At 72.0% G+C, this 16,272-nt stretch carries 18 protein-coding genes; 7 read left to right on the forward strand and 11 right to left on the reverse strand.

Going from position 1 to position 16,272, the window contains the following annotated elements; translation table 11 throughout:
- Nucleotides 1-32: 32 nt before the first annotated feature.
- Nucleotides 33-1,154 (forward strand): recombinase RecA, encoded by a 1,122-nt coding sequence (recA, locus tag ACH499_RS12060; protein ID WP_356203177.1) that lies wholly within the window; start codon nt 33-35, stop codon nt 1,152-1,154.
- Nucleotides 1,155-1,157: 3 nt separating this feature from the next.
- Complete coding sequence (gene recX, locus ACH499_RS12065) at nt 1,158-2,024, forward strand: recombination regulator RecX (protein ID WP_399015203.1); 867 nt, start codon at nt 1,158-1,160, stop codon at nt 2,022-2,024.
- 125 nt (nt 2,025-2,149) lie between these two features.
- Here recX and ACH499_RS12070 read toward each other — a convergent pair whose 3' ends face one another.
- The 8 genes from ACH499_RS12070 to ACH499_RS12105 all read right to left on the reverse strand — a co-directional run bounded on the left by ACH499_RS12070 (nt 2,150) and on the right by ACH499_RS12105 (nt 8,572).
- The gene (locus ACH499_RS12070; protein ID WP_399015205.1) at nt 2,150-2,554 is read right to left on the reverse strand and encodes a rhodanese-like domain-containing protein; all 405 of its coding nucleotides are present in this window, start codon (nt 2,552-2,554) and stop codon (nt 2,150-2,152) included.
- Complete coding sequence (locus tag ACH499_RS12075) at nt 2,551-3,090, reverse strand: cysteine dioxygenase (RefSeq protein WP_399015207.1); 540 nt, start codon at nt 3,088-3,090, stop codon at nt 2,551-2,553. Before ACH499_RS12075 ends, ACH499_RS12070 begins: the two co-directional genes overlap by 4 nt.
- 76 nt (nt 3,091-3,166) lie before the next feature.
- Nucleotides 3,167-3,253, reverse strand: coding sequence for a putative leader peptide (locus ACH499_RS12080; RefSeq protein WP_311605579.1), 87 nt, complete (start codon nt 3,251-3,253; stop codon nt 3,167-3,169).
- A gap of 142 nt (nt 3,254-3,395) precedes the next feature.
- On the reverse strand, nt 3,396-5,027 hold the full coding sequence (locus ACH499_RS12085; protein ID WP_399015209.1) for an FAD-dependent monooxygenase: 1,632 nt from the start codon (nt 5,025-5,027) through the stop codon (nt 3,396-3,398).
- Nucleotides 5,028-5,203: 176 nt separating this feature from the next.
- Nucleotides 5,204-6,082 (reverse strand): amino acid ABC transporter permease, encoded by an 879-nt coding sequence (locus tag ACH499_RS12090; RefSeq protein ID WP_399015212.1) that lies wholly within the window; start codon nt 6,080-6,082, stop codon nt 5,204-5,206.
- Complete coding sequence (locus tag ACH499_RS12095) at nt 6,079-6,744, reverse strand: amino acid ABC transporter permease (RefSeq protein ID WP_356203186.1); 666 nt, start codon at nt 6,742-6,744, stop codon at nt 6,079-6,081. The genes ACH499_RS12090 and ACH499_RS12095 overlap by 4 nt, the downstream gene beginning before the upstream one ends.
- Nucleotides 6,745-6,829: 85 nt before the next feature.
- Nucleotides 6,830-7,666 carry a glutamate ABC transporter substrate-binding protein gene (locus ACH499_RS12100; RefSeq protein WP_356203188.1) on the reverse strand — a complete coding sequence of 279 codons (837 nt, stop codon included), beginning with the start codon at nt 7,664-7,666 and terminating at the stop codon, nt 6,830-6,832.
- 129 nt (nt 7,667-7,795) lie between these two features.
- On the reverse strand, nt 7,796-8,572 hold the full coding sequence (locus tag ACH499_RS12105; protein WP_356203189.1) for an amino acid ABC transporter ATP-binding protein: 777 nt from the start codon (nt 8,570-8,572) through the stop codon (nt 7,796-7,798).
- 301 nt (nt 8,573-8,873) lie between these two features.
- Between ACH499_RS12105 and ACH499_RS12110 the strand changes: the two genes are divergently transcribed.
- Both ACH499_RS12110 and ACH499_RS12115 read left to right on the forward strand, forming a co-directional pair.
- Complete coding sequence (locus ACH499_RS12110) at nt 8,874-9,560, forward strand: response regulator transcription factor (RefSeq protein ID WP_356203191.1); 687 nt, start codon at nt 8,874-8,876, stop codon at nt 9,558-9,560.
- 9 nt (nt 9,561-9,569) lie between these two features.
- Nucleotides 9,570-10,994, forward strand: a complete 1,425-nt coding sequence (locus tag ACH499_RS12115) for a HAMP domain-containing sensor histidine kinase (protein ID WP_356203193.1) — start codon at nt 9,570-9,572, stop codon at nt 10,992-10,994.
- 12 nt (nt 10,995-11,006) lie between these two features.
- On the opposite strand, the gene ACH499_RS12120 is transcribed toward ACH499_RS12115, so the two are convergent.
- Complete coding sequence (locus ACH499_RS12120) at nt 11,007-12,002, reverse strand: TAXI family TRAP transporter solute-binding subunit (RefSeq protein WP_399015215.1); 996 nt, start codon at nt 12,000-12,002, stop codon at nt 11,007-11,009.
- A gap of 90 nt (nt 12,003-12,092) precedes the next feature.
- Between ACH499_RS12120 and ACH499_RS12125 the strand changes: the two genes are divergently transcribed.
- Nucleotides 12,093-12,539 (forward strand): MazG nucleotide pyrophosphohydrolase domain-containing protein, encoded by a 447-nt coding sequence (locus ACH499_RS12125; RefSeq protein ID WP_356203195.1) that lies wholly within the window; start codon nt 12,093-12,095, stop codon nt 12,537-12,539.
- A gap of 18 nt (nt 12,540-12,557) precedes the next feature.
- Here ACH499_RS12125 and ACH499_RS12130 read toward each other — a convergent pair whose 3' ends face one another.
- Nucleotides 12,558-13,784 (reverse strand): cation:proton antiporter, encoded by a 1,227-nt coding sequence (locus ACH499_RS12130; RefSeq protein ID WP_356203196.1) that lies wholly within the window; start codon nt 13,782-13,784, stop codon nt 12,558-12,560.
- A 4-nt stretch (nt 13,785-13,788) separates the two neighbouring features.
- Nucleotides 13,789-14,274 carry a TrkA C-terminal domain-containing protein gene (locus ACH499_RS12135; protein ID WP_356203197.1) on the reverse strand — a complete coding sequence of 162 codons (486 nt, stop codon included), beginning with the start codon at nt 14,272-14,274 and terminating at the stop codon, nt 13,789-13,791.
- Nucleotides 14,275-14,438: 164 nt separating this feature from the next.
- On the opposite strand from ACH499_RS12135, the gene ACH499_RS12140 reads away from it, so the two are divergent.
- Nucleotides 14,439-15,542 (forward strand): HAMP domain-containing sensor histidine kinase, encoded by a 1,104-nt coding sequence (locus ACH499_RS12140; RefSeq protein WP_399015218.1) that lies wholly within the window; start codon nt 14,439-14,441, stop codon nt 15,540-15,542.
- Entirely contained in the window at nt 15,542-16,201 is a 660-nt protein-coding gene (locus tag ACH499_RS12145; protein ID WP_356203200.1) for a response regulator transcription factor, read from the forward strand. The genes ACH499_RS12140 and ACH499_RS12145 overlap by 1 nt, the downstream gene beginning before the upstream one ends.
- The last annotated feature ends 71 nt before the right edge of the window (nt 16,202-16,272 follow it).

Below are 16,272 nucleotides of genomic sequence, written 5' to 3' on the forward strand. Positions count from 1 at the left end.
AGCGATCGAATCAAGCAAACCGGGTGGAACCCATGGCAGGAACCGACCGCGAGAAGGCCCTGGACGCCGCGCTCGCACAGATTGAACGGCAATTCGGCAAGGGCGCGGTCATGCGCATGGGCGAGCGGTCGAGGGAGCCCATCGAGGTCATCTCGACCGGGTCCACCGCCCTCGACGTGGCGCTCGGCGTCGGCGGCCTCCCGCGCGGCCGTGTCGTGGAGATCTACGGCCCCGAGTCCTCGGGCAAGACGACCCTGACCCTGCACGCCGTGGCCAACGCGCAGAAGGCCGGCGGTCAGGTCGCGTTCGTGGACGCGGAGCACGCCCTCGACCCCGAGTACGCGAAGAAGCTCGGCGTCGACATCGACAACCTGATCCTGTCCCAGCCGGACAACGGCGAGCAGGCCCTGGAGATCGTGGACATGCTGGTCCGCTCCGGCGCCCTCGACCTCATCGTCATCGACTCGGTCGCCGCGCTCGTCCCGCGCGCGGAGATCGAGGGCGAGATGGGCGACAGCCACGTGGGTCTCCAGGCCCGTCTGATGAGCCAGGCCCTTCGGAAGATCACCAGCGCGCTCAACCAGTCCAAGACCACCGCGATCTTCATCAACCAGCTCCGCGAGAAGATCGGCGTGATGTTCGGCTCCCCGGAGACCACGACCGGTGGCCGCGCGCTGAAGTTCTACGCCTCGGTGCGCATCGACATCCGCCGCATCGAGACCCTGAAGGACGGCACGGAGGCGGTCGGCAACCGGACCCGCTGCAAGGTCGTCAAGAACAAGGTCGCGCCGCCCTTCAAGCAGGCCGAGTTCGACATCCTCTACGGCCAGGGCATCAGCCGCGAGGGCGGCCTGATCGACATGGGCGTGGAGCACGGCTTCGTCCGCAAGGCCGGTGCCTGGTACACGTACGAGGGCGACCAGCTCGGCCAGGGCAAGGAGAACGCGCGCAACTTCCTCAAGGACAACCCCGACCTCGCCAACGAGATCGAGAAGAAGATCAAGGAGAAGCTGGGCGTCGGCGTGCGTCCCGAGGAGCCGGCCGCCGAGCCGGGCACGGACGCCGCGGTCTCCGCCGCCGACGCCGCACCGGCGGTGCCCGCCCCCGCGACGGCCAAGGCCACCAAGTCCAAGGCCGCGGCAGCCAAGAGCTGATCCGTGACACGACGTACCGACTGGGCCGAGTACACCGCCCGTCCGGACGGCGCCGCGCGGGAGCGTGAGCGGCCGCGACCGGGCGACGAGGGTTCCGCCGGGGCGGCGGGGGACGGCGCGTACGGAGCGGCGGCGGCTCCGTACGGGACGGACGCGTTCGCCGCGGCGGACGGCCCCTCCGCGGCGTACCTCACCACAGAGCCGTGGCCCGAAGAGGACGCGGGCCGTGACGGCGGCTCACGCCGGGGCGGCGGCCGGGCTCGCGGGGCGGGCGGCCCGCGCGGGCGCCGTCGCCGCGAGGACGCGGAGCCGTTCACCGAGGACGGAGGTGCCACTTCCTCGTCGAGGGCCGAGAAGGGGGAACCTCCGCGGGACCCGGTGGAGCAGGCGCGGGCGATCTGCCTGCGCCTGCTCACCGGGACCCCGCGCACGCGCAAGCAACTCGCCGACGCCCTGCGCAAGCGGGAGATCCCGGACGAGGCCGCGGAGGAGGTGCTGTCCAGGTTCGAGGAGGTCGGCCTGATCAACGACAGTGCCTTCGCCGACGCCTGGGTCGAGTCCCGGCACCACGGCCGGGGGCTGGCCCGTCGTGCCCTCGCCCGGGAGCTTCGGACCAAGGGAGTCGACTCCACGCTGATCGACGCGGCGGTCTCCCAGTTGGACTCCGAGCAGGAGGAGGAGACCGCACGCGAACTCGTCGCCCGGAAGCTGAGCGCCACCCGCGGACTCGACCGCGACAAGAGACTGCGCCGCCTCGCCGGCATGCTGGCCCGCAAGGGCTACCCCGAGGGCATGGCCCTGAGAGTGGTACGGCAGGCGCTGGAGGAGGAGGGCGAGGACACGGACTTCCTCGGCGACGAGGGGTTCTGACCGCGCCGGAACACCTCGCGCCCCCGAGGGGTGGGCGTCTTTCGCATGCCCCACCGTCCTCGCCGTCACGCGGCATGCCGAACTCGCCGGTCCGGGTCCCGCCGGCGCAGGACCCGTCGGCTCCGTCAGCCCGGTGCCGTCACGGCCGTCACCGGCAGGCCCGCCGCGCGCCACGCCTGAAAACCGCCGACCAGATCGGTGGCCCGGTGGAGACCCAGGCGGTGCAAGGACTCCGCGGCGAGGCTGGAGGCGTAGCCCTCGTTGCACACCACGACGACACGCAGGTCGTGGCCGGTGGCCTCGGGCAGGCGGTGGCTGCCCCGCGGGTCCAGGCGCCATTCGAGTTCGTTGCGCTCGACCACCAGCGCGCCCGGGATCAGCCCGTCGGCATCACGCAGGGCGGCGTACCTGATGTCGACGAGCAGCGCGTCGCCGGTCTCGGCGGCGCCGTACGCGGCGCGCGGTTCGATGCGGGCGTACCCCTCGCGCACCCGCTCCAGCACCGCGTCGATCCCGATCGGTTCGCTCACTGCCAGTCCTCCGGACGCTCGACCTCTTCCAGGCGCAGGACCTGGCCCGTGCGACTGTAACGGCGGATCCGCGGCAGGGGCGGGTAATAGGCGTGCACGGAGACGGCGTGCCGGTCGGGCGACTCGTTGAGCACCTCGTGGACATGGTGCCGCCCGAAGGCGCGTCCCTCCCCGGCGGGCAGCCGGCGTTCGCGGTCCACACCGTCGGTGAGTTCCAGGGTCTTCCAGCCGTCGGTGGGCAGGCGGGCGGCGAGCGCGTTCTCCCTGAGTTCTCCGGCGGCCGTCACGAAGGCACCCACCGAGTCGGCGTGGTCGTGCCAGCCGGTGCCGGTGCCGGGCGGCCAGCCGATGAGCCAGGCTTCGCTGCCGCCGGGGCCGGCCAGCCGCACCCACGTACGGCCCTCCGGGTCGAGCGGGAGGGAGGCGATCAGCCCGGCGTCGGCGGCGACGCGCCGGACGAAGCCGAGGAGGTCGGCCTTCGTCGGCGCGGGAGCGCGGGAAGCCGTCGAGGAGGGGACAGGGGAGGAGACAGACACGGGTACCGTCCTGAAGGTTCGCGTGGAGCGCGCGGCGGCACGAGCGGCGGCGCGCACGAAGAAAAGGGAGGCGAATTCAGCAGGACGGACGACACACGCAGCCCGCGTAGCGGACGAGGTCCATGTGGACCCTCCGCCACAGGCGCACATCGGTGTCGGTCACGGTCCGGAGTAGACCATGACGGCGACGGCCGGTCAACCGACCGTCACCCTGCGGACGGCGGCGGTGGGCACGACACAGTCGGCGGGCGGCCGGCCCCCGCCCACCGGCCCCGCGCCGGAAAGACCGCCGCCGGCACCGCCACTCACCGGGCCCCGGCCGCGGCCTCCGCCCCTGCCCTGGCCTCCGCCTTCTCCTCCGAGGACGCCTCCACCGCCCCGCCGAGCGCCGCCTCGGCCGCCGCGTACAGGTCGGCCGGGCGCACCCCGTTCAGCGCCGTGACCAGGTGGCCGTCGGGACGGACCAGCAGCACGGTGTGCGCCGCGGCGCCCGGATAGCTCTCGGCGACCAGCAGCTCGGCACGGTGCGGCAGCGCCGTCACCGCCGCCGCCAGCCGCGGCATGACGCCGGCCGTCACCCAGTGCTTGCGGTCCCACACCCCCGTCCCCGGCGCGACCAGCACCACCAGCAGCGCCCCGCGCCCCAGTCGGTCCCGCAGCCGCACGAACGTGCCGTCCTCCGCCGTGACCCTCACGTCGGTGACGGGGCTTCCGGGCGGTGTGCCGACGGACACCTCCCCGTCGAGGCGCGCCGGCGTGAGCGGCGAAGCGGCGTACACGCCCGGCGCACCCAGTGTCCCGCGCCCCAGGTGACCGTCGGCGAGCAGCGCGTCGTTGCCCCGGGCCGAGCCGGGGACGTAGGACCGCAGCCCCCCGCCGCCGCGCAGCAGCGGAAGCACCTGGTCGGCGGCGCGCAACCGTCCGGCGACGGCCGTGCGCCGTTCCTCCTGGTAGCTGTCGAGCAGCGCCTCGTGCGGCCCGTGGTGCCAGGCCAGGGCGAGTTTCCAGGCGAGGTTGTCGGCGTCCCGCAGCCCCTCCTCGAGCCCCTGCGTGCCCAGCGCGCCGAGGAGATGCGCCGCGTCCCCGGCGAGGAACACGCGGCCCACCCGCCAGCGCCGGGCCAGCCGGTGGTGGACCGTGTGGACGCCGGTGTCGAGGAGCTCGTACGGCGCAGCGGTCCCGTCGCCCCAGCCCGTCAGGGTCTCCCGGATCCGGTTCACCAGCAGTTCGGGTGTGACCAGGTCCTTGCCGGGCGGCAGCAGCCAGTCCAGGCGCCACACGCCGTCCGGCAGGGGGCGGCCGACGATCTCGCCCGCCGACGGGCCCGACGTCCGCCACGGCGGCGCACGGTGCAGCAACGCCCGGTCGTTCCAAGGGAGTTCGGTGCGCAGCGCGGCGACGGCGTATCGTTCCACCGCCGTGCGGCCGGGGAAGCGGATGTCCTGGAGCTTGCGCACGGTCGAGCGGGGACCGTCGCAGCCGACCAGGTAACTGCCGCGCCACCACGTGCCCTTGGGGCCGCGGGTGTGGGCGGTGACCCCGGACGACTCCTGCTCGACGCCGTCAAGGCGGCTGTCCACCGCGATCCTCACCAGGGACTTGCGGGCCAGCGCCGCGCGCAGGGCGCCGGTCAGCAGGTGCTGGGCGATGTGCAGCGGCGCGGGATCGGCGTCGCCGAACGCGACCTCGCGCGTCACCTGCTTGCGCCGCATCGACCGCCATCCGGCCCAACGGGCACCGGCCCCGTCCAGCGGGATCCCGGTCAGTCTCCCGATCAGGGCGACCGTGTCCTCGCGCAGCACGACGGTGCGCGCGTGGCGCGGTTCGTCCGTGCCCGGTCCTTCGCCGAGGACGACACAGGGCACCTCCTGACGCGCCAGCGCCAGGGCGAGCGTGAGCCCGACGGGCCCCGCTCCGGCGATGATCACCGGGTCCACGGTGCGGCGCCCCCTGCCCGTCGCGGCGTCCCGGGGGACGTGGGTGAACAGAACGTTTGAGCAGGGTGCACGGTCACATAACGTATGCAACCCATTGCCGGTGCCCGCGTCAAGCGACGGAGGCAGTGGCGATCATGCCACTGCCTCCATTGACGGTCACCCGAACTGACCAGCCGTCAGACTGCCGCTCCCGCGCTCTGCTGGGTGTCATCGGCCTTCAGCACCGCACCGGTCGACTTCTTGGCCCGGCGCAGCCGCCGCTCCAGCCAACTGGCGAAGCTGGTGAGGGCGAAGTTGAGCGCGATGTAGATGACCGCGACCACGGTGAAGCTGGCGATGGTGTTGGCACCGTAGTAGCTGCTCATGGTGTTCGCGGAGGCGAGCAGCTCGGAGAAGGTGAGGACCGCGCCGCCGAGCGCCGTGTCCTTGAGGATCACGACGAGCTGGCTGACGATGGCCGGCAGCATCGCGGTGACCGCCTGCGGCAGCAGGATCAGCCGCATGACCTGGCCCTTGCGCAGGCCGATCGCCATGGCGCCCTCGGCCTGGCCCTTGGGCAGGGCCAGGATGCCGGAGCGGACGATCTCCGCGAGGACGGAGGCGTTGTAGAGCACCAGGCCCGTGACCACCGCGTACAGCGGGCGGTCGTCCGAGCTGACGTCGGTGTACTCGGCGAACAGGGCGAGGCCGAAGATCATCAGGACCAGCACGGGGATGGACCGGAAGAACTCGACGACGACCGCGGCCGGCACCCGGACCCAGGCGTGGTCGGACAGCCGGGCGATACCGAGGACGGCGCCGAGCGGCAGGGCGATGATCACCGCGAGAGCGGCGGCCTTCAGGGTGTTCTCCAGGCCCGGCCAGATGTACGTCGACCAGGGCTCACTGCTGGTGAAGAACATCTCCCACTTGGCCCAGTCGAGCTGGCCCTTCTCGTCGAGGGCGTCGTACACCCACCACACCAGGGCCGCGACGGCGACCAGGAAGACGATCGTGAACAGGACGTTGCGCCGCTTGGCGCGCGGGCCCTGGGCGTCGTAGAGAACGGAGCTCATCGCTTCACCGCCACCTTCTTGCCCACCCAGCCGAGGATCAGGCCGGTCGGCAGCGTCAGAATCACGAACCCGGCGGCGATGACCCCGGAGATCAGCAGGAGCTGCGCCTCGTTCTCGATCATCTCCTTCATCAGCAGGGCCGCCTCGGCGACACCGATGGCGGCGGCCACCGTGGTGTTCTTGATGAGGGCGATCAGCACGTTCGCCAGGGGGACGACCGACGAGCGGAACGCCTGGGGCAGCACCACGAACCGGAGCACCTGGCCGAAGCTGAGGCCGAGCGCACGGGCCGCCTCCGCCTGGCCGACGGGCACCGTGTTGATGCCGGAGCGCAGCGCCTCGCAGACGAAGGACGAGGTGTAGAGGATCAGCCCGAGTACGGCGAGCCGGAAGTTGATCGTATCGAAGTCGTCGGCGCCGAGGCTGACGCCCAGGGTCTGGTTCAGGCCCAGCGACGCGAACAGAATGATGACGGTGAGCGGAATGTTCCGCACGATGTTCACGTACGCGGTCCCGAAGCCGCGCATCAGCGGCACCGGACCGACCCGCATGGCGGCCAGGACGGTACCCCAGATCAGGGAGCCGACGGCCGAGAGCACAGCGAGCTGTACCGTCGTCCAGAAGGCTCCCAGCAGGTCGTAATCCTCAAGAAAGTCGAACACGATCTCCCGCGCTTTCGCGTGTTAGGGAAGCCCGCCCCGGTGCGCCGCCCCTTCCGGAGGGCGGCGCACACTGTCAGGCGCTGCCTCAGCTCTTGACGTCACCGATCTTCGGCGCGGGCTCGTTCTTGTAGTTGGCCGGACCGAGGTTCGTGTCCACGGCCTTCTGCCACGAGCCGTCGGCGACCATGGCCTCGAGGGCCTCGTTGATCTTCGCCTTGAGGTCGCTGCCCTTCTTGACGCCGATGCCGTAGTTCTCGTTGGTCATCTTGAAGGCGCCGAGCTTGAACTTGCCCTTGAACTGCGACTGCGCGGCGTAACCGGCGAGGATCGAGTCGTCCGTGGTCAGCGCGTCGATGGCGCCGTTCTGCAGACCGGTCAGGCAGGCCGAGTACGTCGGGTACTTCTGCAGGTTGGCCTTGGGCGCCAGCTTGTCCTTGACGTTCTGCGCCGAGGTCGAGCCGGTGACCGAGCAGAGCTTGGCGTCGTTCAGGTCCTCCGGCTTCTTGATCTTGTCGTCGTCGGCGCGGAGCAGCACGTCCTGGTGGGCGAGCAGGTACGGGCCGGCGAAGTCGACCTTCTCCTGGCGGGCCGGGGTGATCGAGTACGTGGCGGCGATGAAGTCGACGTCACCGCGCTGCAGCATGGTCTCGCGGTCGGCGCTCTTCGACTCCTTCCACTCGATCTGGTCCTCGGTGTAGCCGAGCTTCTTGGCGACGTACTTGGCGACGTCCACGTCGAAGCCCTCGTAGCCGCTCGGCGTCTTCTGGCCGAGACCGGGCTGGTCGAACTTGATACCGATGGAGATCTTCTTGCCGCCGCCGGAGGAGCCGTTGTCGTCCTTGTCGTCGCCGCCGCACGCGGTGGCGGTCAGGGCGAGGGCGAGGACGGTGGCCGAGGCGGCGGTGACCTTGCGGAGCTTCATGGTGAACATCCTTTGGCTGTGATCGAACTGCGATCGGACGATCGAGGTCGAACGATCAAGATGCGGGCCGTCAGGGGGGTGGCGAGGGAGCGCGCGGCGCGGTGTGCGCCGCGGCAGCGCCGCGAGCCGTCAGTGGTGGAGGATCTTCGACAGGAAGTCCTTGGCGCGGTCGCTGCGCGGATTGCTGAAGAACTGGTCCGGCGCGGCCTCTTCGACGATGCGGCCGTCCGCCATGAACACCACGCGGTTGGCGGCGGACCGGGCGAACCCCATCTCGTGCGTGACCACGATCATGGTCATGCCGTCCTGGGCGAGCTGGCGCATGACCTCCAGGACCTCGTTGATCATCTCGGGGTCGAGAGCCGACGTCGGCTCGTCGAAGAGCATGACCTTCGGGTCCATGGCCAGCGCCCGCGCGATGGCGACGCGCTGCTGCTGACCACCGGAGAGCTGCGCCGGGTACTTGTCCGCCTGGGCGCCCACGCCGACCCGGTCGAGCAGCGCCCGGGCCTTCTCCTCGGCCTTCTTGGCGTCGACCTTGCGGACCTTGGTCTGGCCCAGGGTGACGTTCTCGAGCACGGTCTTGTGCGCGAACAGGTTGAAGGACTGGAAGACCATACCGACGTCGGCGCGCAGCCGGGCCAGTTCCCTGCCCTCGGCGGGGAGCGGCTTGCCGTCGATCGCGATCGTGCCGGAGTCGATGGTCTCCAGGCGGTTGATGGTGCGGCACAGCGTGGACTTGCCCGACCCGGAGGGCCCGATGACCACGACGACCTCGCCGCGGGTGATCGTCAGGTCGATGTCCTGGAGCACGTGCAGCGCGCCGAAGTGCTTGTTGACATTCCTCAGCACGACCAGTTCGCCGGTCGCGGCCACGTCTTCCTTGGCCACCGATACTTCGGTCATCGTTTTCGTGCTCCGTCCTCCTCGGGTTTCGGAGGACAGTAGTAACGCCTGCCGACCTGCGTCTCTACATCTGAGGGGAATCTGAGCATCACGATCCGGTAGCAGTCGGACGCATGCCGTGGCTCGGCTGAGCTGGGAGCATATCGGCCGGATAACTTCGAGCGGCCCGGACCCGAACCCTCTTGACGCGGCACCCCTCCATCGGCGTCACTGCACTGGGCACACGCGCGCGTGCGCACTCTCCGCACCCGCCCGTTGTACCCGTCCCGCACGTACGGCCGATGAACCGGAGGAGGCCCGCATGAGACTGCTGCTCGTCGAGGACGACAACCACGTCGCCGCCGCACTGTCCGCGGTCCTCGCCCGGCACGGCTTCGACGTCACCCACGCCCGCAACGGTGAGGAGGCGCTCCAGGCGCTCGTCCCCGAGGGCGACTGCTTCGGTGTCGTCCTGCTCGACCTCGGCCTGCCCGACCAGGACGGCTACGAGGTCTGCGGCAAGATCCGCAAGCGCACCGGTACCCCGGTGATCATGGTCACCGCCCGCTCCGACGTCCGTTCCCGCATCCACGGCCTCAACCTCGGAGCCGACGACTACGTGGTCAAGCCGTACGACACCGGGGAACTGCTCGCCCGGATCCACGCCGTCAGCCGGCGCACCGCCCACGAGGACGTGCCGGGCGCCGCCGAGACCGTGGTGCGCCTCGGCGCCGTGCACATCGAGCTGCCGACCCGCCAGGTCAGCGTCGACGGCACGGCCGTTCAGCTCACCCGCAAGGAGTTCGACCTGCTCGCCCTGCTCGCGCAGCGCCCCGGCGTGGTCTTCCGCCGGGAGCAGATCATCAGCGAGGTGTGGCGCACGAGCTGGGAAGGGACCGGGCGCACCCTGGAGGTGCACGTCGCCTCGCTGCGCGCCAAGCTGCGCATGCCGGCACTCATCGAGACCGTCCGCGGCGTCGGCTACCGCCTCGTCGCCCCCGCCGCCTAGCGGGGCCGGGTGCGCACTCGCCTGCTCCCGCTGCTCATCGTCCTGATGGCGGCCGTGCTGCTCGCCCTCGGCGTCCCCCTCGCCGTCAGCGTCGCCCGCGCCGAACAGCAGCAGGTCGTCGTCGACCGCATCGACGACACGGCACGCTTCGCGGCGCTCGCCCAGTTCGTCACCGAGTCCCCGCCGGGCGGCTCCCGGCAGACCACGACCGACGAGCGGCTGGAGACCCTGCAGACGGAACTCACCAGCTACTACGAGGTCTACGGCATCCAGGCGGGCGTCTTCTACCGCTCCCACATCCCCATGGCCAACGCGCCGACGACCTGGTTCCTGCCCCGGACGGGCGAGGTGCGCGAGGCCTTCGACGAGGCGCTGCTCAGCCGCCGCAGCCACGACCCGCAGCAGGTGTGGCCCTGGCAGGACGGCCGGCTCGTGGTCGCCTCGCCGGTCATCCGGGACGGGGACGTCGTCGCCGTCGTGGTCACCGATTCGCCCACCGACGCCATGCGCTCGCGCACCCTGCGCGGCTGGCTCGTCATCGCGGCCGGCGAGATCGCGGCCATGCTGCTCGCCGTGGGCGCCGCGCTCCGGCTGACCGGCTGGGTGCTCCGACCCGTGCGCGTCCTGGACGCCACCACCCACGACATCGCCACGGGACGGCTGAAGTCCCGCGTGGCCGCGGCCGGGGGACCACCGGAACTCCGCCGCCTGGCCAGGTCGTTCAACGAGATGGCCGACCACGTCGAGGACGCCCTGGAGCAGCAGCGCGCCTTCGTCGCCGACGCCTCGCACCAGCTCCGCAACCCCCTGTCCGCCCTGCTGCTGCGCATCGAGCTGCTCGCGCTCGAACTGCCCGAGGGCAACGAGGAGATCGCCTCCGTCCAGGCCGAGGGCAAGCGCCTGGCACGCGTCCTGGACGACCTGCTCGACCTGGCGCTGGCCGAGCACAGCCAGGCCGACCTCAAGGTCACCGACATCGGCGCGCTGGCCGCGGAACGGGTCGCGGCCTGGGCACCGGCCGCGGGCGCCAAGGGCGTACGGCTGGAGGGGGACTGCCCTCCCACCACGGGCTGGGCGGACCCGGTCGCGCTGTCCAGCGCGCTGGACGCGGTCATCGACAACGCGGTGAAGTTCACGCCGGCCGGCGAGACCGTTCATGTCACCGCCGGCTCCACCGGCACCGCCGCCACCGTCGTCGTCACCGACAACGGACCCGGCCTCACCGACGAGGAGCTGGACCGGGTCGGCGACCGCTTCTGGCGCAGCGGACGGCATCAGAACATCAAGGGCTCGGGGCTCGGCCTGTCCATCTGCCAGGCGCTGCTCGCCGCCGGCGACGGGTCGATCTCCTTCGGCCACCACGAACCCCACGGGCTGGTGGTGACGGTCACCGTGCCGAGGTCGGGAACCCGCGGCGGCCCCGAGCGGCACTGAGCCCCGGCGGTCCTACGGCTTGACCGACCGGTAGTAGCGCCGGGCGCCCTCGTGCAGCTCCAGCGGGTCGGTGTAGATCGCCGTGCGCAGGTCCACGAGCTGCGCCGAGTGGACGTGCGCCCCGATGCCGTCCCGGCTGTCGAGCACGGCCCGGGTCAGCCACTCGGTGAGCCGCGGATCCATGTCCGCGCGGGTGATCAGCAGGTTCGACACCGCCATGGTGGGCACCACGGCGCCGTTCTGGACGGTGGGGTACGCCGACTCGGGGATGTTCGTCGAGCGGTAGTAGCGGGTCGCGCCGCCGGCCTCGTGCAGCTTGGCGACGAGGTCTCCGCCTATCGGCACGAACCGGAACGTGGCGGACTCGGCTATCTCCCTCAGCCCGTCCGTCGGCAGCCCGCCCGACCAGAAGAACGCGTCCAGCTCGTCTCCCAGTCGCCCGGGACCGGTGTCGATCCCGTCCGACCGGGGCGTGATGTCGCGCTCCGGGTCGATGCCCGCGGCCCTCAGCAGCCGGGTGGCGATCAGCCGCACCCCGGAGTTCGGCAGCCCGATGGCCACCCGCTTGCCCCGCAGGTCGGCGACCGACTGGATGTCCGAACCGGTCGGGACCACGAGCTGCACGTAGTCGTCGTAGAGCCGGGTGACACCGCGCAGCCGGTCGGCACCGGCCCCGTCGGCGATCTTGTACGTCTCCACCGCGTCGGCCGCCGCGATGGTGAAGTCGGCCTTCCCGGACGCCACCCGCTCGACGTTCTCCTGCGATCCGGCACTGGTCATCAGCCGCACCTTCAGGCCCGGCATGTCCTTGCGCAGCTCGGTGCGCAGCAGCTCGCCGTACTTCTGGTACACCCCCGCGCGCGTGCCGGTGGTGAACGTGATCGTCCCGCTCGGCGGCTTCTCGCCGAGCGGCAGCAGCCACCACAGCAGCAGCGCCAGGGCGACGACGCCGGCGGCCCCGCCGGTGAGGACACCGCGCCCGCCGGCACGGGGGAACTTCGAGGACATGGGCGCGATCCTGCCAGCCCGCATCGCCGCTGACCAGGGCCGAGCGCCGGAGAGGAGGCGCTGTCGGTGCCACTGGCTACAGTCGTCGGCATGAGCACCACCTCGCCCGCCGACCTCGTCCGCGCCTTCCACCTCGCCTTCGGCCTCGACGCCCGCAGCACGCCGGCAAAGGTCCCGCCCGCCCTCGCCGCCCAGCGCCGCGAACTGCTCACCGAGGAGGCCGCGGAGGTCGCCGAGGTGTCGGTCACCGGCCCGCTCGACCGGCTCGCCCACGAGCTGGCCGACGTGGTCTACGTCGCCTACGGCACCGCCCTCGTCCACGGCATCGACCTCGACGCGGTGATCGCCGAGGTCCACCGCTCCAACATGACCAAGCTGGGCCCCGACGGCCGGGTCAGCCGCAGGGCCGACGGCAAGGTGCTCAAGGGCGACCACTACGAGGCGCCGGACGTGGCGGGCGTGCTGCGGCGGCAGGGGTGGGTGCCCGGGGCACGGGACGGGGCGGCGGACACCCCGCGGGCGGGCGACGCCGGGTGACGGCGGCCCGGACCGGGATCAGTCGCCCACCGACGCCTCCGTGGCCCGGGGCGTGCCGTCGGGCATGTCCGCCGGCCGGTCGGGGTTGCCGCGCCGCGGGAACAGGCGCATCGCCAGCGGCTCCGTGAAACGGGCGGTGAGCGGGCCGAGGACGACCAGGATGAGGACGTAGGCCGTGGCCAGCGGACCCAGGGACGGTTCGATCCCGGCGGACACCGCCAGACCGGCGATGACGATGGAGAACTCGCCGCGCGCCACCAGCGCGCCGCCCGCCCGCCAGCGGCCCTTGACGGAGATCCCGGCGCGCCGCGCCGCCCAGTAGCCGGTGGCGATCTTCGTCCCGGCGGTGAGCAGGGCCAGCGCCAGCGCGGGCAGCAGCACCGGCGGGATGCTGGCCGGATCGGTGTGCAGGCCGAAGAAGACGAAGAAGACGGCGGCGAACAGGTCCCGCAGCGGGCTCAGCAGCGTGTGCGCGCCCTCGGCGACCTCACCGGACAGCGCGATGCCCACCAGGAACGCCCCGACCGCGGCCGACACCTGGAGCTGCTGCGCGACACCCGCGACCAGGATCGTCAGGCCCAGCACCACCAGCAGCAGCTTCTCCGGGTCGTCGCTGGAGACGAACCGGGAGATCAGCCTGCCGTAGCGGACCGCCACGAACAGGACCAGTCCGGCCGCCGCCAGCGCGACCGCCAGGGTGATGCTGCCGGTCATCAGCCCGGCGCCGGCCACCAGCGCGGTGACGATCGGCAGGTACACCGCCATCGCCAGGTCCTCCAGGACCAGCACGCTCAGGATCACCGGGGTCTCCCGGTTGCCGACCCGGCCCAGATCGCCGAGGACCTTCGCGATGACTCCGGACGACGAGATCCACGTCACGCCGGCCAGCACGACGGCGGCCACCGGGCCCCAGCCCAGCAGCAGCGCGGCCACCGCGCCGGGCACGGCGTTCAGGGCGCAGTCGACGAGACCGGCCGGATAATGCGACTTGAGGTTGGTGACCAGGTCACCGGCCGTGTACTCCAGGCCGAGCATCAGCAGCAGCAGGATGACGCCGATCTCGGCGCCGGTCGCCACGAACTCCTCGCTCGCGCCGAGCGGCAGCAGCCCGCCCTCGCCGAAGGCCAGGCCGGCCAGCAGGTACAGCGGGATGGGGGAGAGGCGGTAGCGGCCGGCGAACCGGCCGAGCAGCCCCAGCCCCAGGATGATGGAACCGAACTCGATCAGCAGAACCGCGGAGTGCACGGGCTCACTCCTGCCCGAGGATCGCCGCGGCCGAGTCGACGCCCTCACGGGTGCCGATGACGATCAGGATGTCACCACCAGCCAGCCGGAAGTCCGGTGCGGGCGACGGTATCGCCTCGGCCCGGCGCAGCACCGCCACGACCGACGCGCCCGTGTCGGTGCGCATCCGCGTGTCGCCCAGCACCCGCCCGTTCCAGCGGGACGTCGCGGACACCTCGATCCGCTCCGCGACCAGCCCCAGGTCGGACGTGTACAGCAGGCTCGCGCTGTGGTGGGACGGCTTCAGCGTGTCGATCAGCGCGACCGCCTCCTGGCCGGTGAGCCGGAGGGAGTGGGCGCACGAGTCGGGGTCGTCGGCCCGGTACACGTTGACCGTGCGGGCGCCGTCGCGGTGCGCCACCACCGACAGGTGGCCGTGTTCCCGGGTCACCAGGTCGTACTGGACCCCGATACCCGGCAGCGGCGTCGCCCTCAGGCGTGGAGCGGACACGGGTCTTCCCTCATTCCATTCGTCTTCGCGTTCTCGCGGGTCCCGCCGGGCTCGCCGGTCCTGCCCGCGTCTGCCGGCCCGGCAGGCCCCGCAGCACTGCGCGCGCACGTTCCGTGACATGCGCGCGACCTCGCCATGCTGTCACCCGCACGTACCGTGGCGGTATGGGTGTCGTGACGGATATACGGAATCGGTCCCGGGCGGCCAGACTGGTTCCGGCCGTGTTGTGGGCGAAGTCCGGGAGGAGCGGGAAGCGGACCGTGTCGCTGTTCTGGCGGATCTTCTCGCTCAACGCGGCGGGCCTGTTCGCGGCCACCGCGCTGCTGCTGGGACCGGTCACGGTGTCGACACCCGTACTGCCGCACGAGGCACTGATCCTGCTCGGCGGCCTCACCGCCCTGCTGGCCGGCAACGCGTTCGTGCTGCGCCTCGGACTCACCCCGCTGCGCCGGTTGGGCCGCGCCATGAGCACCGCCGATCTGCTGGTGCCCGGCGCCCGCCCCGAGGTCGCCGGACCCGCCGAGGCGGCCGAGCTGATCGCCACGTACAACACGATGCTCGACCGGCTCCGCGCCGAACGCGCCGCCGGTGCCGGCCGCGCCCTGCACGCCCAGGAGCGCGAGCGCCACCGCATCGCCCGCGAGCTGCACGACGAGGTCGGCCAGACCCTCACCGCCGTGCTCCTCCAGCTCAAGCGCGTCGCCGACCGGGTGCCCGGCGAACTGCGCGAGGAGGTGGCCCTCGCCCAGGAGGCCACCCGCGCCGGTCTGGACGAGATCCGCCGCATCGCCCGCCGGCTGTGCCCCGGCGTCCTCGAGGAACTCGGCCTCGCCAGCGCCCTGCGCGCCCTGGCCGCCGAGTTCACGCACCACGGGCTGACCGTCGCCCCGCACGTCCCCGGCGACCTGCCCCCGCTCACCCCGGAGGCGGAACTGGTGATCTACCGGGTCGCCCAGGAGGGACTGACCAACACCGCCCGCCACGCCGCCGCCACCCGCGCCGACCTCACCCTGCGCCCGCTGCCCGGCGGCATCGAACTGCTCGTCCGCGACAACGGCACCGGCCTCGGAACCGCCCCCGAGGGCGCCGGAATCCGCGGCATGCGCGAACGGGCCCTGCTGATCGGAGCCGAGATCCACCTCGCACCCGCCCCCACGGGGGGCACCGACGTACGCCTGCGCGTCCCCCTCCCGGCCGGGGACCCCCACGTTCCGGCCGGGATCCCCCGCCAGGAGCGCACCGCCGACCGCCCCGGAGACCGCCCCTGATGCACGCACGGCCCCCGATCCGCGTCCTGCTCGCCGACGACCACACCCTCGTACGCCGCGGCGTACGCCTCATCCTGGACGGCGAACCGGACCTGACGGTCGTCGCCGAGGCCGGTGACGGCGCCGAGGCGGTCGCCGCGGCACGGGCCACCGAGGTCGACCTCGCGGTGCTGGACGTCGCCATGCCCCGCATGACCGGCCTCCAGGCGGCCCGCGAACTCTCCCGCCGCCTGCCCGGGCTGCGCATCCTCATCCTGACCATGTACGACAACGAGCAGTACTTCTTCGAGGCGCTCAAGGCGGGCGCCTGCGGATACGTCCTCAAGTCCGTCGCCGACCGGGACCTGGTCGAGGCGTGCCGGGCGGCCGTGCGCGACGAGCCGTTCATCTACCCGGGTGCGGAACGGGCCCTGGTCCGCTCCTACGTGGAGCGCCTGCACAGCGGCGACGGCCTGCCCGAGCGGCCCATCACCGAACGCGAGGAGGAGATCCTCAAGCTCGTCGCCGAGGGGCACACCTCCAAGGAGATCGGCGAGCTGCTGTTCATCAGCGCCAAGACCGTCGAACGGCACCGCGCCAACCTCCTCCAGAAGCTCGGCGTCCGCGACCGGCTGGAACTCACCCGGTACGCGATCCGCGCCGGCCTCATCGAGCCCTGACCAGCCCTGACCTGCCGGGACCCCGGTTGTCCACAGGCGGCCCGGGACACCGCCGCGGACCGCCTACCCTT

The organism is Streptomyces sp. NPDC018947 (assembly GCF_044390505.1).
Taxonomy (GTDB): domain Bacteria; phylum Actinomycetota; class Actinomycetes; order Streptomycetales; family Streptomycetaceae; genus Streptomyces.